The following is a 21682-nucleotide window of genomic DNA, read 5'->3' on the forward strand; positions in this document are numbered from 1 at the left end:
GTGAGTAACGGTAATAATTGAGACTGATTTGGTCAATAGCAGAGACTTTTTTTGGTATATATTTGATACATTTTTATCGCCAGTAGAAACAAAAAACCTTGTTTCTACTGGCTTTTTTATGTTTTGTTCAGATATCGAAAGTATCATTCGCATATATAACCATACCAAAGTGAGTCGAGCAGCAGCTCAATGTGCATGGGCTTGGGCATTTACAAAAGATTTACTCGATCATGGCTTTCTCATAATACTGGACCTATATATTGTTAATGAAAACAACAACAACGACGCATAAAACCACAAAAAAACACAATCGGGAAAGAGGGTAATCATGAAACACTCATTAAAAAAAGCTTTGACAGGCGGTCTGGCACTCACTTTACTGGCAAGTGTACTTACGGCCTGTGGAAATGTAGGTAATGAGGCGAATGCAATTAATGAGCCTGTTAAGGAACTTACTCTTGCAGAAATGGAAACAAAGGCAAAGGAAGAAGGCAGCATTGCAAGTGTAGGGATGCCGGATTCTTGGGCTAACTGGAAAGAAACTTGGGAAGAGCTAGAAGCTAAATATAACATTACTCATTCAGATACAGATATGTCCAGTGGAGAAGAAATAGCAAAGTTCAAAGCAGAACAGAAGAGTCCAACTGCCGATATTGGTGATGTGGGTATTTCATTTGGCCCTCAAGCTGTAGCACAAGGAGTTACACAGCCTTATAAGACTTCTTATTGGGATGAGATTCCTTCTTGGGCAAAAGACGACGAAGGCCATTGGATTGTGGGTTACCAAGGAACACTTGCGTTTTTTACGAACAAAAGTAAAGTCGCTAATCCGCCTAAAAGCTGGGAAGATCTTAGAAATGGAGATTACAAGGTCATTGTCGGGGATGTAATGACTGGTGCACAGTCCCAGATGGCTGTACTTGCGGCAGCTATTGCTTTTGGCGGGGATGAAACCAATCTGGAGCCGGGTATTGCTTTCTTTGAGGAACTTGCTAAAAAAGGACGTCTTTCAAGTACAGAAGCTTCCGTAGCAAACATTGAGAAGGGTGAGGTTGAAGTTGCTTTGTTGTGGGATTTCAACGCATTAAATTATCGCGATCAGGTAGATAAAGAAAAGTATGATGTGGCGATTCCTGCTGAGGGTAGCGTTGTGAGTGGATATGCTACCATTATCAACAAGTATGCACCTCATCCCAATGCGGCCAAGCTTGCTCGTGAATATATTTTGAGCGATGAAGGACAAATCAATCTGGCAAAAGGCTATGCAAGACCTATACGTGAGGGTGTAAAGCTCCCGCAAGAAGTCGCTGATATCTTACTACCGAATGAAGAGTATAAAAATGCGAAACCAATCACCGACTATAATGCTTGGGAAAAAACGGTTGAGACGCTGCCACAACAGTGGCAGGAGCGTGTATTGGTATATATGAACTAATCTAGTTCTTTCGAATTTCATTAATTTTTTATGGAAGAGGGGCGTCTTTTGCAAACCGGGGAAAGGCGCCCTGTTCTATGTCAGGAACAAAGGAGACACCCATGAAACAGAAACCCAGATTGGTCATTCTCGGATTGGTTCCGTTTATAATCATGGTCGCGGCTTTTCAGTTCGTCCCGATATTATCTATGGTAACAGGAAGTTTTCAGGAGAATGGAGGCCACGGTTTTACATTTAGTCAGTACACAACACTTTTTACAAGCGTTTTTTATATGCAGGCATTGAAAAACAGTGTAATTATATCATCATATTCCAGTTTGATTGCAATTGTGGTAGGAATCATCAGCGCTTATTGTATTACACGGTTTGCTCCAGTAGTCCGTGATAAGCTATTAATGTTGTCCAATATGACCTCGAATTTTGCGGGTGTCCCCTTGGCATTTGCTTATATTATTTTGCTAGGCAACAACGGAGTGTTCACCCTCTTGAGCCAACGTTGGGGTTGGGATGTGCTTGGTGATTTTAATTTATACAGTTGGAGCGGACTGGTGTTGATCTATGTTTATTTTCAGGTTCCACTTTCTTTGTTGCTACTGTATCCATCTTTATATGGTATCCGGGAACAATGGAAAGAAGCAGCTTCTTTACTCGGCGCGAATACTTGGCAGTTTTGGCGGACTGTTGGATTGCCGATTCTCGCACCTTCCGTTTTTGGTACTTTGGGTATTTTGTTTGCCAATTCGATGGGTGCTTATGCTACAACATATGCGCTTGTAGGAGGTAATTACAACCTTCTTTCAACCCGCATCGGTTCTTTGGTTGCTGGAGATGTTGTCAATAAGCCAGAGCTTGGGAGCGCGCTGGCGGTTGTGCTCGCCTTGACGACACTTTTGGCTGTGTTCTTGAATCATAAGATGGCTAAAAGATCTGAATTATTCAGCAGCACAAGGGTTATCAAGTCTTCAGCTAAACGTGTAAAGCGTTCATCTATTAGGGCTGAACTGAAAGGAGAAACAGGATAATGGCCCGAAGCGAAACAAATTTGATGCCCCGTTTCTGGGTGACATTGCTTATGATCTATTTGCTATTGCCCCTTGTGGCTACAGGACTATATGCTTTTGCGGGCAAATGGGAAGATACTTTGTTGCCTGATACATGGACACTCGAGTGGTTTCGGCAAATGTTCAGTGACATACTGTACTGGGAAGCATTGTGGCGTTCCGTGTATCTATGTTTAACCAGTGTGATAATCACGCTAGCTGTAATACTGCCAGCTGTGTTTGTTATTACGGTATACTTTCCACGCTTGGAAGTTTTACTGAAAAGCATCGCTGTGCTGCCATATGCAGTTCCTGGAGTGGTTGCAGCTGTCGGATTGATCCGCACGTATTCCTCCGGTCCATTTGCTATCTCTGGAACTTCCTTCTTACTCATCGGTGCTTATTTTGTAGTTGCTTTACCTTATATGTATCAAGGGATCAGCAACAGTTTGCGAACCGTGTCAGCGGTCGAATTGCTTAATGCAGCAGAGCTGCTTGGAGCAAGCACGGCCAGGGCATTCTGGACTGTCATCGTGCCCAATATCTGGCCAGGGGTTTTGATTTCAACGCTCTTATCCTTTTCAATCCTGTTTGGTGAATTTGCGCTGACCAACATGTTAGTAGGTGGACACATTAAAACAATGCAGATTTATTTGTACGAACGGATGAATGAAAGTGGCCACACAGCTAGCGCGATTGCGATTTCTTACTTTGTGTTTATACTCATTATTTCTGGCGTATTTATGAAGCTTGGGACAATGGTGCGTGGAGGAGCGGAAAAATGAACGCATATTTAGATTTGCAAGGAATTAATAAGACTTACGGCAATTCTTCTGTATTACATCAGGTTGATCTGAATGTGGAAAAAGGAGAGCTTGTAACCCTACTCGGACCTTCAGGTTGCGGAAAAAGTACTTTGCTGCGTTGTATTGCTGGTTTGGTGGATCTTGATCAAGGTGAAATTTTGCTGGATAAAAAAAACATATCCAATTTACCTCCACGAAGCCGAGAAATTGGTATGGTGTTTCAGTCCTATGCTCTTTTTCCGAACCTTACAGTGCGAGGGAACATCGAATACGGCCTGAAAATTAAGGGTTTGAAAAGCGCTGAGAGACATAAACGTGTGGAAGAATTGCTGGCCATGGTTGATCTGGAGGATCGGGAAAAGCACTATCCAAATCAGCTTTCTGGAGGACAACAGCAACGTGTTGCGTTGGCGCGCTCGCTTGCCATGCAACCTAAGCTGCTTCTATTAGATGAACCACTCAGTGCGCTAGATGCAAAAATTCGCAAAAATTTGCGTGCAGAAATTCGAAATATTCAAAAAAGGTTTCAAATGACAACTATGTTTGTAACACACGATCAAGAAGAAGCACTCGCTATATCAGATCGTGTATGCGTAATGGACAAAGGACGAATCGTACAGGAAGGAACTCCTGAAAACGTGTATTCTGCTCCCAAGACGGAATTTATTGCCCGTTTTATGGGCAATTATAACGTCTTAAATCCAAAGGAAGCAGCTCGCCTTTTCCAATTGGACAATCTTGAACAGGTGAGCTATGCAGTCAGACCAGAGGCGATTTCTATCCAAAATGATCAGCGCATAGTAGAAGATACAAAGTGCTACGTAACCGGATACGTTCGGTCCGTCGCAATCCTTGGCAATGTAATAAGATATACGGTTTTGTCACAAGAGATTCTCTTGACCGTAGACGTCTTGAATGATGGTCGATCTGCGATCAGTGAAGGAGAAGCGATCCGTCTTGAGCTGAGTCGCTCCAGTCTTCTACAGCTGGATAAGGAAGGAGCTTAATAAGGTGTCAATTTCCTCTGAAGAAAGAAAGCGAGTCATTCTTGAAGAACTGAGATCAGAAGGTCAGGTGCGAGTGCTCGAATTGTCTGAGCAATTTTCAGTCTCAGAAGAAACGATCAGACGTGATTTAATATTGCTTGAGAATGAAGGTATTGTCAAAAGAGTTTATGGTGGGGCCATCCGGGCAGTTACTGATATGTACGAGCCGCCTTACTTACAGCGACAAAATGTGAAGAGGACAGAAAAAGAAATTATTGGACGAAAGGCGGCTGAATTAATCGAATCTGGCGACACGATAGTAATTGATGTCGGAACGACGGCTCTCGAACTGGCAAAATCAATTACCAATCGGGAGCGTCTTACGGTGCTGACCAATTCGATTGCTGTCGCTTATCACCTTATGGAAGCTATTAATGCCCAAAGATTCTCGGGTAATGTTATAGTGATTGGCGGCGATCTCAATCCTGAGCAGCAGTCTCTAACCGGTTCATTGAGTGAGGAGGTATTGTCCAAGTTTAGGGTGAATAAAGCTTTCGTTTCAATTGGCGGAATATCACCCCAGCGTGGGATCAGTGATTATGACGTGAAAGAAGCCTCTATGTCACGTTTGATGATTCGGACGGCTGCACACACAATCGTTCTGGCAGATGATTCTAAAATTAATCGTGAGGTATTCGTTGAAATTGCACCTCTTAATTGGGTACACACGGTGGTCAGCAATGTTCCACAACCTGACGAGTGGAAAAGTTTCCATAATACTAAAGGTTTACAGTGGATTGAAGCAAATGGAAAGGGGGATCTATGATAATGAGATTTGAGAACAAAAAACTGATCGTGGTAGTATTGGATGGATTAAGGTACGAGGCAGCTAAAAGGTGCATGGGTTATATGGAGCATTTAGTGGAACAAGGAATTATGTTTTCACATAAAGTGCGTTCGGAGCTTCCTAGCAATTCAAGGCCATTATATGAAGTTTTGCTAACTGGGACCCCGGCTTGTAAAAATGGAATAACTGCAAACAATATAACGCGGTTGAGCCGTGAGAAAAGTGTTTTTCACTTGGCCTCTGAAAATAGGATGACGACTGCCGCTGCGGCCTATCATTGGGTTAGTGAACTCTATAACAAAACCCCATTTAATCCGTCATCAGATCGTCATCAGCACAACTCAGACTTGCCGATTCAGCATGGCATCTTTTATTATGAAGATCATTATCCGGATAGTCATCTGTTGGCAGATGCTGAATATTTACGTACTGCCTATGATCCAGATTTCTTATACATTCATTCGATGAATATTGATGATATTGGTCATAAGTATGGAGGAAGTAGCAAGGAGTATTCGGCTTCAGTTAGAAATATAGATACTTTGCTGGCTGAAATGATGCCAGAGTGGCTTCAAAAGGATTATTGGATTATAGTGACTGCTGATCATGGTATGAATGATGAAGGGCAGCATGGAGGAACTACAACAAATGAACGTTTCGTTCCCCTTTATATAAACAGCAGTATGATTCATGAAACCTGTGGTGATCAGGTGTTGGCACAATTAGGGATAGCCGGTTTGATGTGTCATTGTATGGGGGTTACACCATCATCGTCTATGAAGCAACACACCTTGGTGTCAAACCTAAACTAATGCTGTAAGGAGAAAGGGACTTTTATGAAAGTTGATATGCATTTTCATTTAGAGGAAGGGCCTTATTCGTCCAGATGGTTGGCAAGAACGATTGAAGCTCTCAAGAATACAGAAGAAGATAACGGGGAGTTCGTAAAGCATAGCAAAGCGTGGGTAGAACAGCTAGAAACTAGGCTAAATGATCGTATGAAGAAAGGAAGCTTCAGTGAGGAGTGGCTGGACCGATATCTGAAGACTGGCCGTAAGCGAGGTATTACACATTTTGGGCTGGTAGATCACCTCTATCGATTTAAGGAATGCAGGCCTTATTATGAAAGACATATGCTGCTGGATGACAGCCCGGTCGGGAGAATCCAGGAACTGTGGTTAAATCAAGTGTGCGTATCCTCTCTGGATGAGTTTGTGACGTTTGTATCCAAGGCAAAAGAGAATCGCTCGGATTTGTTGCTTGGAATGGAGGCAGACTATTTCCAAGGCGGGGAGACAGAACTGAAGCAGCTGCTTGAAGGTTATGATTGGGATTACGTCATTGGTTCGGTTCATTTTATTGATGGCTGGGGGTTTGATAATCCAGACACCAAGGCGAAGTTTGAAGGAATGGTTCCTTTAGCTATGTACAGAAAATACTTCGAACTTTTGAAGCAGGCTTGTCGCACAGGACTATTTGATTTTATCGGACATCCAGATAATTTAAAAGTATTTAATTTCCGTCCTGAACGTGAGGAAGAACTTTTGCCGCTTTATCATGAGGTGGCGGAAGAAATGATTCGTTCGGGTGTGGCCACAGAAATTAATACAGGGCTTGCCTATAGATACCCAGTTGCTGAGAGCTGTCCTAGCCCACTGTTTATATCTGTCTTATCGGAACATGGTGTCCCACTTACTTCTTCTTCTGATTCACATTTTCCTGATGATATTGGTAGCATGTTAGATGCTGCGTCCACATTGGCATTACAAAATGGTTATACCGAATGGGCGATTTTTAAAAATCGCAGAAGAGAAATGGTTCCAATCAAGTAAATTGAAGCAGTCTGCTCCCGCAGGCTGCTTGTTTTCTTAGACATGAGTACGTATTTTAATTGTCATTACTACAACAGATGAGATCGGGGCGGCGTTGACCGGCCCCTTTTGTGTGTGTACTGACCTTATTCTGCAATAGCGGGGTTTAAATTGGACGCTCTGTAGGCAGGAACACCATTGATTAGGGCGGTTCTTAACTCAATATATCGTATACCATAATATGAGGTTGAACTATTCAGCCCAGATGAAAGTACAGTGATTTTATAATATTGAAAAGGAATTTCATTACTAAATTGGTAGGTTGTTTTTGCAGTAGTTGGCAAGGTCTCGACTTGGCCTAATCTAAACCAATTTACTCCGTCGTTAGAGCCATGAAAAGAGAATGAAAGAATAAAGGCTCTGAAAGTGGGCTGAGCCAAAAGGATATCATTGATCGTTTTACCTTCATCTAATTTGAAGATAATTTCTCCACCTTTGCCGCTTAAGCTGCTTTCCCAATAGAGATTATTATCGACTAAAACATTTTTCGGAAAGGTATTTTTGGAATCTCCGTTGGTTGAAACATTTTCCTCTGCAATAACGACAGGATTCATGAAAAAAGAGTAATTTTCTGGATTTTGATTGAATTTTGTCATGCTGGATTTCCTCCATTAGTTGAATTCTTTAGTTTGTAGATGATCGTCTTCATAGCTCCAATTGAAAGGAATCTAAACCCGGGTTAGATATAGCACCTCATTGTTTTTACTTGCACACGAGCACAAAGCTGTGTATACACAATTCTTGTTTGGATACGATTCATGACGACACATAAAGTATAAGTAAAGATGGCGTATCCTTAACATCCATATGGAACAGTGATTGCCTCGTGCGACAAGTTTTTTTGTTTTTCTAAAATGAATAGTTAATTACAATACTGCAAATAGGATATCATTAAGGAAAATTTATCTAATCACAACCTGTGAATATGCCGATATTTCATCTAACATCTGAAGAAGTCGCTAAGATTGCAATGGCTATGGGAAATGAAAGTGATAACAATTGGTGTGTAGTCATCATTCTTATCTTTAGGGAGGTGATTCTGTGGGCTGATACATGAAGATAACCCGAAACAAAATTTAAATTGAATGGAGGCGTTTTATATGTTGAAAAAGAGCAAGGGCATTAAGCGTGGAGCATTTCTGTTATCTATTATTGTATTATTTAACCTGATTTCATTTTCTTCTTTTACAGAAGTTTCAAATGCAGCAGATTCGTATCCTTACCAGGCCATGAGAATAGAAAATGTCAATAAAGGCTGGAATCTTAATATATTGGGTTACAGTAACAATTCGGAAGTCAATGTGTGGCCGACAAGAGGCGAAAGCAATGAAAGATGGAAATTTTCGACGACAGACGGAGTATATTTTAAATTGACCAACGAAAGAACAGGACTGCTGCTTTCTCCTTTAAATTGGTCGGTCACTGAGGGCAACCCCTGTGTGCTGTATCAGGACTCCAATAGGGACGAGCAATTATGGAGAATCATTGGTGTGGACAAAGATGTGAATGGTGATGATCTTACCTATCGAATTGTCAACAAGGCTAACAGCAATATGGCGCTTATGCTTAATCTTGATACAGGCAAAACCATGCTCGGGAATTATAAAGGAAACTCCACACATAAGTGGAAACTGGTTTCCGATGGACTGGTTGGCTTTGCCGGACATGCCAAGGATTTGAATGGAAAAGACAAAACAGGAACCATTGGGGGACTACTAGGTAAAACCGTATTTGTAAATACACTTGCTGAGCTCAAGGAAGCATTGCTTGATAAAAATCCGCTTACCATTGTGATCTCCAGTAATATAGACAATGCCAATTCAGAAACCTACGATCTGAGAATCGCATCCAATAAAACCATCATCGGCTCTTATGCTGCCAACAGGCTCACCGATCCACGTCTGAGAACGGATGATTATTTTAAAAAAGAAGGCGTAAGCAATAATATTATTATAAAGAATATTAATGTAGAGGTTAAAAATCGAAGAGATGTAGTAGCGATTGCTGTCTATGGGTCACGGAATGTTTGGATTGATCACAGTACCTTTAGATCGAGTTTGGGGATCGACAAGGATGAGGTGGGTAAATTTGTTTGGGTTAATACCAGCACTTATACTAACACTGATCCCGACTACGTTACTTTGTCATACAACAAATTTTCTAACCGCTATTGGACGATAGCCTTTGGCACCACATCCTCATTAATCAAAAATAACGCCACGGTCATGTTAAATTATTTTGACTCCTGTGTACGGAGAACGCCTCAGTCCGGTAATGGTCGTCTGCATGTGCTGAACAACTTAGTTCAAAGAACACTGCCAAGCCGGGATGATGCCGGTTATGCTTCCATCATTGGCGGCGAGGGCGCACACGTTTACTCCGATTCCAATCGCTTTGACAACTTTAAGAAAGCATCCAGCGGATACTGGGATACAGAGATCACCATTGATCCTAAAGCTTTTGTAAAAGATGTGGGCTCCTACACCAATAAAGGAGAAGTATCCCCGGTTGCCAAGCCTTATGCATTGCCCGCTCCCAATGGAGCAGCAACCTCCTTCGATCCAAGTTCAAAATATAGCTACCCGATTATAAAAGCCTATGATGCCAGTGGAAATGATGTAAAAAGATTCAATATGGCTTATACGGGGGCAGTTAATAATGCTTCTGATCTAAAATATATACACTTTCCCGAATTTCAAAAATATCTGAAGTAAGATGAACGAGCACTTCTACTATCCGTACTAGATATACAAGATGCCGTATGTATTGCCTGTTTCCGATACGAAAGCTGGAAACAGGCTGTTTTCCAAAATAAAAATGAATTGTTTATGCTGAACCTGTTCTGCGTATCTTCTGATCCATTATCCCTTCTGCTTGTAAAATTCATGGTACAACTTCATCAGCGCACGCTTTTCAATCCGTGACACATACGAACGCGAAATCCCGAGCTCTCGGGCAATTTCCCGCTGTGTCCGTTCCTCTCCTCCGGCTTCCAGGCCGAATCGACCAATCACCACTTCTTTTTCACGCTCATCCAAAATATCCAGGTTGCGATAGATTTTACTCTTTTCGATTTTAAGCTGTACCTTATCTACTATATCGTCTGTATCGGTGCCCAGGATATCAATTAAAGTAATTTCATTGCCCTCTTTGTCCGTTCCTATAGGATCATGGAGAGATACGTCTTTGCGTGTTTTTTTCAGAGATCTTAAATGCATCAAAATTTCATTTTCTATACAGCGAGCTGCAAATGTTGCCAGCTTTGTGCCTTTTCCGGTCTGAAAGCTTTCGATGGCCTTAATCAGCCCGATGGTGCCGATGGATATGAGGTCCTCCAAATCTTCGCCTGTATTATCGAATTTTTTCACAATATGGGCCACCAGACGCAGGTTGTGCTCAATGAGTGTGTTGCGGGAATGCGCATTGCCTTCGGCAAACAGCTTTAGGTGTCGTGCTTCCTCTTTCTCGGTTAATGGCTGCGGAAAGGCGTTGTTTTTCACGTAAGAGACGAGTAACGTCAATTCCTTGATGAACAGAGCTATAGCGCTAAATAGTCCGGGCACGGATGACACCTCCTGAGGTAGTTGCGAACTTACCAGCCTTTGTTACTCACCGGGCTTACGGTCTGTTTATTGTATGTGGGCAGGTGCCCATCCGTGCCTGTACTCCTAAAACTGCCGCATAAACAATTTATGGGTCTATCCTATACGAGTACATTGCTGAAGTTTAATTTTTGTGCAATGACGCTATGAGAGAATTTGATTATACTTAAGCTATTCTAATAGTGAAGAGCGCAATAGATTCGAGGAGGAAATTAATGATTTTAGTCAGTTCGTGTTTGGCAGGCATGAAGGTGCGATACAACGGGACGGATAGTCTGGATGTACATATTCAGAAGTTGGTGGAGGAAAAGAAGGCTATGACGATTTGTCCTGAGCTATTGGGGGGCTTTATGACTCCGAGAGAGCCTGCTGAAATTGTTGGAGGGACGGGAGAGGACGTGCTGAACGGCACAGCCAAGGTGGTCGAATTCTCGGGCAACGATGTCAGTGACATGTACATTAAAGGTGCATACGAAGCTTTACATATAGCAAGAGAGGTTAACGCCACCCTAATTGTTTTAAAAGAAAACAGCCCATCCTGCGGATCAGCAGCCATTTATAATGGGGCGTTCGAAAACTGTAAAATAGCGGGTAACGGAGTAACGGCGGCTTTGTTAAAAAAAGAAGGTTTTAAGGTGATATCGGAAAAACAGGTATCGGAAATCCTCCTGCATCAGGAACTATAATGGAAAATCAAGCGTCTTGGCAGCTTGCAGGCTTACCACCTGTTTGCGCAAGACGCTTGTTCTGTGAACCGCTATTACATTGGTTGTTTCATTCACACGCATTATTTAAGCTTCAATGCTAAAATCCCTAGATATTCCTTAAGGGCTGTTCCGGTCGTAGACATGGCTCCGGCAGACGGTGTGAGCTTGGCGGCATATAGCGACACATTTAAACTCGCCAGATAATCGGTCGGATAAGGTGTGACCTGCATGCCTGCACGCTGAAATTCCAGCGCAGCACGTGGCATATGGAAAGCAGAGGTCACCAGAATGGGATTTGTGAGCTGATGCTGTTTCAATATTTGAGACGTAAAGGCGGCATTTTGCTGGGTGTTCAAGGAACGATTTTCGATCAGGATATCCTGGGCCGGAATACCGAGTCCGAGAAGCTGCCTTTGCGCAATATTCGCTTCATTACCGCTATCGCCAAACACTTGCCCGCCGGAGAATAGAATGGGCAGGCCTGTTGCTTCGTGCAACCGGGCCGCAGTGAGTAGCCGGTTGGCCGCAGATCCCAGCAGATTGCCTTGGCCATTGATGTCCGGTGTTCCCTCTGTGGCTCCGCCTCCCAGTACGACAATGACATCCCCTTGAATGGTGCGAGGCTGTGGATACTGCTTTTCCAGACTGCTGATGAGCAAATCTCCAACCCAATTGGTAGAGGAAGCATATAGCAGCAATGTGACCATGAGCAGCACGACAGCAGGTTTACGTGCATGTCGCCACAGCCAGACTACAAGCCCAGCCATGATGAGAATAAATAAACCGGGAGGGAGCACGAAGCTGTACAAAAATTTGATGATATAAATCAAGTGCAGACAACCTCCTATCCTTATAAGCTCTATCTATCTTTTTGGTATATTGTAACATAGGCAAATGCCCGGATTCCTCTGCTTGAAGACCGCACATATTTTGTTTGATAAAATTGTTTTATAGGCGTATTATATAGAGCCTAATGATTTTTCATAGAGGAGCGAGAGCATCATGGGAGAGTTGACGACAGCCAAGCGAATAATGATGATCGCGCTGCTGGTTGTATTATGGGGCATTTCCTGGCCCATTTATAAAGTGGCACTGCAATTTACGCCTCCACTTTTGTTTGCAGGGCTACGTACATTGCTTGGAGGCTTGTTGCTCGGGGCGATTATAGCGCCTCGATGGAATCGCGTCCGCTGGAAAGAAAATTGGCGGGTATATGCCATTTCCGGTATTTTTAATGTGGTACTGTTCTATGGTCTGCAAACGGTGGGACTGATGTACGTACCTTCCGGTTTGTTTTCTGTGCTGGTCTATCTCCAGCCCGTGCTGGTCGGAATTTTTGCATGGATGTGGCTGGGTGAGGCAATGTCTGGACTCAAGGTAACCGGATTGGTCATCGGATTTTTGGGCGTTGCAGCCGTCAGTGTCGGAGGATTTTCAGGGCATGTGGCAGTGGCGGGTGTGATCATTGCCATCATAACAGCCGTGAGCTGGGCATTGGGAACGGTATATGTGAAAAAAGTAAACCAGCGTGTGGATTCACTGTGGCTGGTTGCCTTTCAATGTACACTGGGAGGCATCGTCTTGACGGGAGCCGGAACGGTGACGGAAAGCTGGTCAGACATTGTATGGAATATCCCTTATGTGTCAGGGCTGATTTTCGGTACGGTACTGGGAATCTCATTTTCCTGGCTGCTGTATTTTGCACTTGTCAATTCGGGAGATGCGAGTAAGGTGGCGTCTTATACGTTTTTGGTGCCGGTGATCTCGGTGTTACTCAGCTCTTTGATGCTGCACGAAGCGATCACGGCTTTTCTGCTCATCGGTCTGATCTTGATCGGGCTTAGCATTTATTTGGTTAATCGCAGAGCAAGAGTAGTACGACAAGCTTGAACACAATACCAAATCGTAATGTAGTAACACTAATGAGGTAACAAGCAGGGCCCTGCACAGGTAGCAGGGTTCCTTTTTATATACCGGCAGGGGCATAGCCAAGTCAGCAATGGTTCCGCTTGAGTAACGAATTCAATTGGTTGAAGGGGTTTCCTCCCTGGGGTGTTGGTTAAGATTAAGATATGGATGACATCATACAACCAAACAAAGAAGGGAGAAGCGGACTATGTCACGCAAATTGTTGATTACGGGAGCGGCGGGTACAATTGGAAAAGTATTGTATGAAGGGCTGAAGCGTGAAGGAAAATATGAGATCATCGCAGCTGACTTGAAGAGGGATGAAGAGGCGGGAATTGTGGAAATGGATATATACGATGCCGTACGGCTGAATGAGCTGACACGCGGAGTGGACACGGTGCTGCATTTTGCATGGATCAAGGATGAAGGGGATTTCCTCGGCAAAGTGCTGTCTGGCAATGTAAGCGGAGCCTATAAGCTGTATGAAGCGGCGATACAAAATGGGGTAAAGCGTATTATTTTCGCCAGCTCCAATCATGCGACAGGATTTTATAAAGTGGGTGAGATCATCGATGTGGAAGACCCCTACCGACCGGACAGTTTTTATGGCTTGAGCAAGTGCTACATTGAGCTGTTGGGCCGATTGTATGCTGATCAGGGTAAAATATCCTCATTTAACATTCGGATTGGCAATCTTCCGGGAGATGATCGACCTCATTCGGAGCGTGCTACGCATATTTGGATCTCCGAACGCGATATGCTCCATCTGACCGTCTGCTGTATTGAGGCCCGTTCGGAGATGAGCTATCTTAATTTGTACGGCACATCCGCCAACACAGATAATTATTATGACATTGGCTACCTGGAAGAGCTAATCGGATATAAGCCGCAGGATAATGCAGATGAGCTGCTGAAGCAGGCGAAGATGACCGGATTTCGGGTGAAACAGGACGAGACCGCTTTTCAGGGTGGACAAAAGGAATAGAGTGAGGCGCCTATCTGGCGCCCTATATTACACAATACTTCACAAATATCCGAATTGTTCACTCCCTGGGACACTCCTTTGTTCACGAAGCATGCAAGGCTTCACTTTCCATTTTGAATGCGCTTACATAGAATAAGGTCATACGACGGCGGTGCCGCAAACCATGCTGTCGGTAAACATACACAGAGGGGGAGTGACTCACATTGAATCAACCTTTACCTAAGAATTCCGCTATGCTTGCCACAGATTCCCATCTGAACGAGAGGAGGCTGGCAAGCGGCAGGAAAAAAGGATTTTTCCATGAATTGATTCGCAATCGAATATTATTTCTGATGCTGCTGCCGACCTTGGTGTTTTTCTTCATTAACTCTTACATTCCAATGGTGGGCATCTATTATGCATTTACCCAGTTTGACTTCAATACCAGCTTGTTCGATGCCAAGTTTGTCGGACTTCAGAATTTTCAATTTCTATGGCAATCCGGCACGCTGACGAAGTTGACATTGAATACGGTCGGATACAACGCAGCATTTATTTTATTGGGCAACGTGTTAGCGATTGTTCTCGCTATTTTGCTGAATGAGCTGCGGGGGCGTTACTTTAAAAAGATCGCTCAATCCGTGATGTTCCTGCCTTATTTTGTTTCTTTCGTTATTCTGAGCGTTATTGTGTATAACATATTTAATTATGATAATGGCTTTCTGAATACGCTGCTGCTGCAATTCGGCGGTGAACGTGTGGATGTATACAACAAGCCGTGGGTATGGATTTTTCTGATTATCCTGTTCTATCTGTGGAAAAATCTCGGTTACAGCATGGTAATCTACCTGGCAGCGATAACGGGGATCAGTGACGAATATTATGAGGCGGCAAAAATGGACGGTGCCAACATTTTTCAGCGAATCTGGTACATTACCGTCCCTATGCTCAAATCGACGTTCGTCGTGCTGCTGCTGTTTGCGCTTGGCAGTATTATGAAAGGACAATTCGATCTTTTTTATCAATTAATCGGCAACAACGGGGTGCTGTACAATACGACGGATATTTTGGACACTTATGTGTACCGTTCGTTGAAAGTAACCTTTGACGTGGGGATGGCTTCGGCCGCAGGTGTATATCAGTCCTTGTTCGGCTTTGTATTGATCATGACCGTGAACTATATCATCCGCAAGCTGAATGACGAATACGCCTTATTCTAGAAAGGAGGACCCAAACGGATGGCGATCAAAGAGGATGTATACACTCGAATTTTTAAAATAATCTCTTATACGATCATTATTGTTGCTTCTATTGCTTGTTTACTCCCGTTTTTACTTATTATTTCGGCCTCACTGACCAGTAACGAGTCGATTATCAGGGATGGATATCACTTTATTCCACAGCAATTCTCGCTGGAAGGATACCGGACGGTGTTCACCTTTCCAGAAGAGGTGCTGCGGGCATACGGAGTGACGATTTTTACCACTGTCGTGGGCACGACGCTCGGCCTGTTCCTGATGACGATGGCAGGCTATGTGCTGGCACGCAAAGATTTTAAATACCGGAACGCATTTTCATTTTATATTTACTTTACGACGCTGTTCGGGGGCGGGCTAGTACCCTGGTACATTATGCTGACGAAGTATTTAGGGCTGCTAGATACGTATACGGTGCTTATTTTCCCGGGGCTGATGACTCCGTTTCTGATCATTCTGATGAAGAACTTCATTCGTTCCTCCATGCCGGAAGAGCTGTTCGAGTCCGCTAAAATTGACGGTGCGGGTGATTTTAAAATCTACTACCGAATTGTGCTGCCTTTATCTACGCCGGGCATTGCCACTGTAGGGCTGTTTTTGGCGCTGGCTTACTGGAATGACTGGTTCTCATCCTCACTCTTTATTAATGATCCGCATAAATATCAATTGCAATATTATCTGTATAATGTAATCAACTCCATGCAATTTATTGCCCAAATGGGGGCAGGTACGGGCGTATCACTATCCAACGACATGCCGACCGAGTCGACCAAAATGGCAATGGCTATCGTGGTTACCGGGCCCATTTTACTGCTGTATCCGTTCATTCAGCGTTACTTTGTCAAGGGCCTGACCATTGGTGCGGTAAAAGGCTAAGGCAGCATTCATGGGCTGGGATGGCATGACGTGTCGACGTTGTGCCATCTTAGCAGCACTTTTTGTAAGCGTTTTATTTAAACGGACAGCCATTTCAAAAGGAGGATTCACATGACATTTACAAAGAAAAGAAAACAACGCATGTCCATCCTGGTTGCAGCAATGGTCATCATGGCGCTATTGGCAGGATGTGGAGGCGGTAGCGGGAACAGCGCGCAAAAGGCAAACGGAGAGGACGATAAATCCCAAAAAGTACAGCTGCAATTTTATATGCTGGGTGATGCTCCAAAGGATCTGCCAGCCGTTGAAGCCGAGATCAATAAAATGGCGGAAAAAGATCTGAATGCCACCGTCAAATTTAACTATACGACGTGGACGGACTGGGACCAGAAGTATAAGCTGTTGTTGTCTTCCGGTCAGCCGATTGACCTGATCTTCACTGCAGACTGGACACAGTATCAGGCCTATGCCAAGAAAGGCGCGTTCCTTCCGCTTGATGATTTGCTCCCGAAGGCCGCACCTGCCCTGCAAAAATTTGTGCCCCAGGACATGTGGGATGGCGTTAAAATCGGAGGTAAAATTTACACCGTGCCTGGCACATACAAGGAGTATGTAACAAACGGATTTGTATGGCGTGAGGATTTACGCGCAAAGTATAACCTGCCTAAGCCTACGGATATCAAGAGTTACGAGGCATATATGGATGGTATCCGCCAGCATGAACCTAATATGAAGCCGGTCTCGCTGAACAGCGATATTAAAGGGAACCTGCATGACCGCTATTCCGAATTGGTAACCAAAAGTGTGGGAGCTCTGCCTTATGGCATCGGTATCAAATATGATAAACCAACAGAGGTTTACAAGTATTGGGGATCAGATGAGCAGAAAGAAGAGCTGAATACCTACAAACGCTGGGCTGAAAAAGGATTCATTCCTAAAAATGTACTGAACGTAAAGGATACGCTTCAGGATCAAGTGACTTCCGGTAAAGCTGCGAGTATTTTCGGTGATAATCCTACCCGGTTTAATGATATGGTCATAAAGCTCAAAGCGTCTCATCCGGACTGGAAGCTCGATTATTATCCGTTCCCGCTGACGACGGGGTTTGCAACTCCGGTGCATCCGATTCATAACGGCTTTGCGATTCCGAAAAGCAGTCCTAATCCGGCGCGCGCATTGGCCTTTTATGAAAAGCTTGTGACGGACAAACGCTATAACCTGCTCACACAATATGGTATTGAAGGCAAGAACTATGAAGTCAAAGATGGTTACTATCAAATGATGGGTAATGGCAGCACGAATGGTTTTTCACGGGAAGGCATGAACAGCTGGGCTTGGCGTAATCCGGAGTACATGCTGTTTGATTCAGGTTTTGACCGTGTGAAGAAGATTTTTGCCGACCTGGATAAAATCCAGAAGCCTGATCTGTTTACCGGCTTTGCAGAGGATTATACAACCTATCAAGCTGAAAAAGCGGCTTTGGAGCAGGTTGAGAAGCAATATCTGTATCCGCTCCAAGCTGGATTGATTGACAATGTAGACCAAGGTTTGCAGACCTTCATGCAAAAGGCAAACCAAGCTGGCCTGGAGAAAATCCAGACGGAATACACCAAGCAATGGGAAGCCTACGTAAAGGAGAAGGGCATTAAATAGTTTGCAAGCTAAGCGAGATTTCAGAAGCTGTTATGTTATAATGAAGAAAAGCAAGCCTCCAGAAAGTTGGAGGCTTGCTTTTCTAATATTCGCTTATTTTTGGAGGGATTGACGTAGGCGGTGTTTTCTTTGAGAAGTTTGAAGTTTGCAGGGGAAACCGCTGAAAGTAGCGGAGAGGGCGGAACGATTGCGTACAAGCGTCAGCGGTCGCCTTTGTCTCCGGATTTATACCGCTAAGGGAAAATCCAAAAATCCGGAGACAACAGCGATGGGAGCAACGTTCCGTTCTTGGAGCGGCTGTACATAGCAGCATCTAACTAATTACGCCTCACTTATTGCGCATTCGCTTTAGAACGACGGAAATCTGTCGGCGTTACGCCCAAACTGCGCTTGAACATGCGGTGAAAATAAGAGCTGCTCGCAAATCCGGTTTGTTCTGCCACGTCAGCCACTGACCAGTCGGTCTGCTCCAGCAGCTCACAGGCTTTGCGAATGCGCAGCTGTTGAATGACGTCTACGATGGTGGACATCGTTTGTTGCTTATATAGCCTGCTTACATAGATCGGCGACATATCCAGCTCTTCCGCAATCTGATTGAGACAAAAGTCGGGATCAGCATATGCTTGCTCAATTCGTTCATTAATTTGTCGTACCAGTCGTTCCTGCTTTGTATTTCGTTTATCCGCCAGACTAGAGCGAACATGATCAAAGACCAATTGGTAATGCTCAATAAGATCCACTGCGGTCTCTAATCGATCCGGGGATGGTAATTCAGGCTTGGATTCCACTGCAAATCCATTGCGCTCGATCATATGCCGAACGGCATTATTGACACTCATGATGAGCCGGGCTATCGCTACCTTAACAGTGGAAAACGGATATTCCTCCATCTGCATCAGCAAATCTTTAAACATGCTGTGAGCATCCTCGATATGACCGGATAGCAACGTATCGAGCATTTTCTTTTCCTTATCCATCGGGTATACGTAAGTATTCTGTACATCTTCGTCAGTTGTGTTTTGTGCGTTAATGATGCAGCCATGGCCGTGAAAGAATCGGTGCATAGATGCTTCCTGCACCTGACGGTACAGCAAATGCAACCGATCCGGCTGACTCGTGATGGCGCTATAGGTGAGCGATACACTCAGCTTCAAATATTCAAAGCAGGCTTCGCGTATTTGGCGCAATAAGGTCTCCAGCAGTACCGGGTCTGTATACTCCGCGGGATCAAGAATATTGAGCATCAGCAGGATGCTGTCCTCGTCCATATCAACGGTTTCCACCCGGTACGTCTGCCCGCATATTTCAGAAGCAATATTCATAATGGCAAATTTATAGGGGAGAAGATCAGGGCCGCGTTCGTTTTGCCATCGGGTATACTCATCGATTCGAAATAGTACAAGACGGTAATCTTTGTCGAACTGGAATGTAATTCCTAGCTCACGCAGCCGTTCTGGCTCTTCTCCGCCAGGGAGCAATTGGATACCCCGAATAATATTCCGCAAAATATTTTGCCGAATCGTGTACATGCTGTTGCGTTTCTCCGATTCCAACGAATTCATATGGTTAACAATCTGGCCGATCGGTGTATACAGCATTTTGGACAGCAGCCACGAAGCCACAAAGCCTGCGAGTGCAATGATGGCGGCTATCAGGAGCATGGCATTACGAATGACACTCGCCATTTTGATAACGCTTTCATACAGAGTGACACTAATATACTGCCAGCCTAGACCATCCGGAGAGGTGTAGGAAATAAGTGATCTTTTACCATGAAAGTCTTCTACAAAATAGCCTGTTTCCTGTTTTTTGACTCGTGTGTGCAACCAAAGCTGCTCTTTTTCGTTCAAAGCTTCTTCTGTCAGGGTTGTGCCGGACAACAGTCTGCTTTGATCATCCAAAATATAAGCAGTTCCACCTGATGGCGGGCTTTCCGCCATTTCCTTGTTCATCCAGGACGCAGACACATTCACAATCACGGCCGAATTCATGGCTTCATTCGAGCTGATTGCGTCATAGCATAAATACGTATAAGCTGCGATATGTGTGCTTGCTTGCTCTGCTCCAGCCACGGAGTCTGAGGCAGACAGCAGTGGATACATGCGTGGGATAGGTGTGAATGGTTTATAGTCCTGGTAATGATCCAGTACCCGAATGATATCTGTGTCCACCAGCTCATTTTTGCTGAATAACCCATTTTGGCCTCGTGAGGACGCAATGTAGAAGGTTCTGCTTTTGGGATTATACACATAGATGGATTCAATATACGGCATCGAATTGAGATAATTATTTAATTCAGTCATGGCAGCGGTTACATCATATACATTGGGCTTGGGATAATACAGCAACTTGGACAGGGTACTGCTGCGATACATTTGAAACGCCAGCGATTGAGCGATAGATGTCATGTTAATGACCTCTTTGCTTCTCAATGTCAAGCTGCCATGATTGGCCTCGAACGCCTGCTCCTTTTCTACCCGAATATAGTAGAAATAATACACAGTGGTAGATACCAGCAACGTTAGCGTGATACATAATGTGATGCTGATCAGCAATTTGCTGTGAAGCTTGTGATGCTTTTTGAAATTGCTCATGTGGAGAGGCCTCCTGTCTGTGTGCACATAGCTGTACAGTACACCCTATTTATGTATTCATTATACGTGTGTTGCTGTGAACAGGACAGTGAACAAACCGATTTTTTGTGAAAAATCGTAACTTTTTCGTAAAAAGACCGGGAACACCTTACGCAGATTGGACCTGCGTCGGTTCCCGGCCAGATTGTCAGTTCAGACGGAAGTAGGAAAGCTGACGGTGGTGGAATCAGTTAGGGAATTGCACGTTGCCTTTAACGATATAGGCTCCGCCTGAGCCGTTTTCCGCTAGAGCTGGAATGGTATCGTTCAGTACGACACCCCGAATGTCCGTAATCCGGATTTTGAGAGGCTGGTTGCCTAAATTATTGCCCAAAAAGTGGTTATAGTCCTGTTTTTCAAGATTGAGCCATTGTCCATTCTGTTGGACCTCCATTTTCAAGACCGGGTATTTATGATTGCGTACTTGAATGGCTGCCCACCATCTGCTGCTGCCTTCTTTAATGCGGTAGGAGACATTGCCGGTAACCGGAGCCTTGACAACCTTCCACGAAATATTGATTTTTCCATCAACCATATTGCCGATCTGGCTGAACGAGTTTGGAGACAGATCAAGCGCGCCGCTTGGACCTTCAGGATAAAGATCCGTTACATATACGGTCGTTTTCCCCTTGGGGCCTTGAACTTCCAAATAGGCGCCGGCTAATGCAGCCTTGATTCCGTTATAATTCAACTGGGTGGGGTTAAGAGCTGTAATTTTGGCATCCGAAGGAATGGGGTCAAGCAATAATGCCCCTCCCGAGTAACCTGATCCTGTATAGGTAGCATATCCCGAATATGTATCATTCCAGGCAGCTGAAGCGGGAAGAGCAAACAAAACAAGACTGAGCAATGATGCCACACCGACAGTTTTAAACTTGCGGAACGCAGATTTTTTTTGCATAATCATTTCCTCCTTGTTCAATTAATAGATTTATATAGTAAATATAAACACTATATTACCTAATATTTCAAATTACGCAATAGGCCTTTAAGGTAAAAAAATATATAAAAAATATTTGTTAAGATGGGCATAGGCCATATGGCGTGTTTTTTGAGAAGTGGCTAAGCTGTGCTTTTTTTCGCAGACTGATCATAAAA

General features: G+C 44.1%; 19 protein-coding genes. 14 read left to right on the plus strand and 5 right to left on the minus strand.

Annotation, left to right across the window (positions count from 1 at the left end):
• Window positions 1-328 precede the first annotated feature (328 nt).
• From KQI_RS0103205 to KQI_RS0103235, 7 genes are all read left to right on the plus strand, one after another.
• Window positions 329-1435, plus strand: a complete 1107-nt coding sequence (locus KQI_RS0103205; RefSeq protein ID WP_010345274.1) for an ABC transporter substrate-binding protein — start codon at window positions 329-331, stop codon at window positions 1433-1435.
• 101 nt (window positions 1436-1536) lie between these two features.
• Window positions 1537-2457, plus strand: a complete 921-nt coding sequence (locus KQI_RS0103210; protein WP_010345275.1) for an ABC transporter permease — start codon at window positions 1537-1539, stop codon at window positions 2455-2457.
• Window positions 2457-3260: an ABC transporter permease gene (locus KQI_RS0103215; RefSeq protein WP_010345276.1), complete on the plus strand. Its 804-nt coding sequence runs from the start codon at window positions 2457-2459 to the stop codon at window positions 3258-3260. The genes KQI_RS0103210 and KQI_RS0103215 overlap by 1 nt, the downstream gene beginning before the upstream one ends.
• A complete protein-coding gene (locus tag KQI_RS0103220) occupies window positions 3257-4288 on the plus strand; it encodes an ABC transporter ATP-binding protein (RefSeq protein WP_010345277.1) in 1032 nt (343 codons plus the stop codon). Before KQI_RS0103215 ends, KQI_RS0103220 begins: the two co-directional genes overlap by 4 nt.
• A 4-nt stretch (window positions 4289-4292) precedes the next feature.
• The gene (locus KQI_RS0103225; protein ID WP_010345278.1) at window positions 4293-5093 is read left to right on the plus strand and encodes a DeoR/GlpR family DNA-binding transcription regulator; all 801 of its coding nucleotides are present in this window, start codon (window positions 4293-4295) and stop codon (window positions 5091-5093) included.
• Between the two features lie 2 nt (window positions 5094-5095).
• The gene (locus tag KQI_RS0103230; RefSeq protein ID WP_010345279.1) at window positions 5096-5926 is read left to right on the plus strand and encodes an alkaline phosphatase family protein; all 831 of its coding nucleotides are present in this window, start codon (window positions 5096-5098) and stop codon (window positions 5924-5926) included.
• A gap of 24 nt (window positions 5927-5950) precedes the next feature.
• The gene (locus KQI_RS0103235; protein ID WP_010345280.1) at window positions 5951-6946 is read left to right on the plus strand and encodes a histidinol-phosphatase HisJ family protein; all 996 of its coding nucleotides are present in this window, start codon (window positions 5951-5953) and stop codon (window positions 6944-6946) included.
• A gap of 125 nt (window positions 6947-7071) precedes the next feature.
• On the opposite strand, the gene KQI_RS0103240 is transcribed toward KQI_RS0103235, so the two are convergent.
• Window positions 7072-7581 carry a discoidin domain-containing protein gene (locus tag KQI_RS0103240; RefSeq protein WP_010345281.1) on the minus strand — a complete coding sequence of 170 codons (510 nt, stop codon included), beginning with the start codon at window positions 7579-7581 and terminating at the stop codon, window positions 7072-7074.
• Window positions 7582-8085: 504 nt separating this feature from the next.
• Here KQI_RS0103240 and KQI_RS0103245 point away from each other — a divergent pair.
• Window positions 8086-9699: an RICIN domain-containing protein gene (locus KQI_RS0103245; protein WP_010345282.1), complete on the plus strand. Its 1614-nt coding sequence runs from the start codon at window positions 8086-8088 to the stop codon at window positions 9697-9699.
• A gap of 147 nt (window positions 9700-9846) precedes the next feature.
• Here KQI_RS0103245 and sigK read toward each other — a convergent pair whose 3' ends face one another.
• Window positions 9847-10548 carry an RNA polymerase sporulation sigma factor SigK gene (gene sigK / locus KQI_RS0103250; RefSeq protein ID WP_007431325.1) on the minus strand — a complete coding sequence of 234 codons (702 nt, stop codon included), beginning with the start codon at window positions 10546-10548 and terminating at the stop codon, window positions 9847-9849.
• 254 nt (window positions 10549-10802) lie between these two features.
• Between sigK and KQI_RS0103255 the strand changes: the two genes are divergently transcribed.
• Window positions 10803-11273 carry a 2-thiouracil desulfurase family protein gene (locus tag KQI_RS0103255; protein WP_010345283.1) on the plus strand — a complete coding sequence of 157 codons (471 nt, stop codon included), beginning with the start codon at window positions 10803-10805 and terminating at the stop codon, window positions 11271-11273.
• Window positions 11274-11374: 101 nt separating this feature from the next.
• Here KQI_RS0103255 and KQI_RS0103265 read toward each other — a convergent pair whose 3' ends face one another.
• The gene (locus tag KQI_RS0103265) at window positions 11375-12124 is read right to left on the minus strand and encodes a YdcF family protein (protein WP_010345284.1); all 750 of its coding nucleotides are present in this window, start codon (window positions 12122-12124) and stop codon (window positions 11375-11377) included.
• A 172-nt stretch (window positions 12125-12296) separates the two neighbouring features.
• Here KQI_RS0103265 and KQI_RS0103270 point away from each other — a divergent pair, with 172 nt between their 5' ends.
• The 5 genes from KQI_RS0103270 to KQI_RS0103290 all read left to right on the plus strand — a co-directional run bounded on the left by KQI_RS0103270 (window position 12297) and on the right by KQI_RS0103290 (window position 17951).
• Complete coding sequence (locus tag KQI_RS0103270; RefSeq protein ID WP_010345285.1) at window positions 12297-13184, plus strand: DMT family transporter; 888 nt, start codon at window positions 12297-12299, stop codon at window positions 13182-13184.
• A 226-nt stretch (window positions 13185-13410) separates the two neighbouring features.
• Complete coding sequence (locus KQI_RS0103275) at window positions 13411-14187, plus strand: NAD-dependent epimerase/dehydratase family protein (protein WP_010345286.1); 777 nt, start codon at window positions 13411-13413, stop codon at window positions 14185-14187.
• A 203-nt stretch (window positions 14188-14390) separates the two neighbouring features.
• Entirely contained in the window at window positions 14391-15386 is a 996-nt protein-coding gene (locus KQI_RS0103280; protein ID WP_010345288.1) for an ABC transporter permease, read from the plus strand.
• A gap of 18 nt (window positions 15387-15404) precedes the next feature.
• Window positions 15405-16298: a carbohydrate ABC transporter permease gene (locus KQI_RS0103285; protein ID WP_010345289.1), complete on the plus strand. Its 894-nt coding sequence runs from the start codon at window positions 15405-15407 to the stop codon at window positions 16296-16298.
• Window positions 16299-16409: 111 nt separating this feature from the next.
• Window positions 16410-17951: an extracellular solute-binding protein gene (locus KQI_RS0103290; RefSeq protein ID WP_010345290.1), complete on the plus strand. Its 1542-nt coding sequence runs from the start codon at window positions 16410-16412 to the stop codon at window positions 17949-17951.
• A 332-nt stretch (window positions 17952-18283) separates the two neighbouring features.
• Here KQI_RS0103290 and KQI_RS0103300 read toward each other — a convergent pair whose 3' ends face one another.
• Together KQI_RS0103300 and exlX are read right to left on the minus strand one after the other, a co-directional pair.
• Complete coding sequence (locus KQI_RS0103300) at window positions 18284-20545, minus strand: AraC family transcriptional regulator (RefSeq protein ID WP_010345291.1); 2262 nt, start codon at window positions 20543-20545, stop codon at window positions 18284-18286.
• Window positions 20546-20771: 226 nt separating this feature from the next.
• Window positions 20772-21485 carry an expansin ExlX gene (gene exlX / locus KQI_RS0103305; protein ID WP_010345293.1) on the minus strand — a complete coding sequence of 238 codons (714 nt, stop codon included), beginning with the start codon at window positions 21483-21485 and terminating at the stop codon, window positions 20772-20774.
• Window positions 21486-21682: the final 197 nt, after the last annotated feature.

It is taken from the genome of Paenibacillus peoriae KCTC 3763, assembly GCF_000236805.1.
In the GTDB taxonomy this organism is placed as follows: domain Bacteria; phylum Bacillota; class Bacilli; order Paenibacillales; family Paenibacillaceae; genus Paenibacillus; species Paenibacillus peoriae.

Coding starts and splice junctions, on each gene's coding strand:
- KQI_RS0103290 (WP_010345290.1), top strand. CDS start 16,410: ATGACATTTACAAAGAAAAGAAAACAACGCATGTCCATCCTGGTTGCA.
- KQI_RS0103205 (WP_010345274.1), top strand. CDS start 329: ATGAAACACTCATTAAAAAAAGCTTTGACAGGCGGTCTGGCACTCACT.
- KQI_RS0103270 (WP_010345285.1), top strand. CDS start 12,297: ATGGGAGAGTTGACGACAGCCAAGCGAATAATGATGATCGCGCTGCTG.
- KQI_RS0103215 (WP_010345276.1), top strand. CDS start 2,457: ATGGCCCGAAGCGAAACAAATTTGATGCCCCGTTTCTGGGTGACATTG.
- KQI_RS0103285 (WP_010345289.1), top strand. CDS start 15,405: ATGGCGATCAAAGAGGATGTATACACTCGAATTTTTAAAATAATCTCT.
- KQI_RS0103210 (WP_010345275.1), top strand. CDS start 1,537: ATGAAACAGAAACCCAGATTGGTCATTCTCGGATTGGTTCCGTTTATA.
- KQI_RS0103230 (WP_010345279.1), top strand. CDS start 5,096: ATGAGATTTGAGAACAAAAAACTGATCGTGGTAGTATTGGATGGATTA.
- exlX (WP_010345293.1), bottom strand. CDS start 21,485: ATGCAAAAAAAATCTGCGTTCCGCAAGTTTAAAACTGTCGGTGTGGCA.
- KQI_RS0103275 (WP_010345286.1), top strand. CDS start 13,411: ATGTCACGCAAATTGTTGATTACGGGAGCGGCGGGTACAATTGGAAAA.
- KQI_RS0103245 (WP_010345282.1), top strand. CDS start 8,086: ATGTTGAAAAAGAGCAAGGGCATTAAGCGTGGAGCATTTCTGTTATCT.
- KQI_RS0103220 (WP_010345277.1), top strand. CDS start 3,257: ATGAACGCATATTTAGATTTGCAAGGAATTAATAAGACTTACGGCAAT.
- KQI_RS0103255 (WP_010345283.1), top strand. CDS start 10,803: ATGATTTTAGTCAGTTCGTGTTTGGCAGGCATGAAGGTGCGATACAAC.
- KQI_RS0103235 (WP_010345280.1), top strand. CDS start 5,951: ATGAAAGTTGATATGCATTTTCATTTAGAGGAAGGGCCTTATTCGTCC.
- KQI_RS0103240 (WP_010345281.1), bottom strand. CDS start 7,581: ATGACAAAATTCAATCAAAATCCAGAAAATTACTCTTTTTTCATGAAT.
- KQI_RS0103300 (WP_010345291.1), bottom strand. CDS start 20,545: ATGAGCAATTTCAAAAAGCATCACAAGCTTCACAGCAAATTGCTGATC.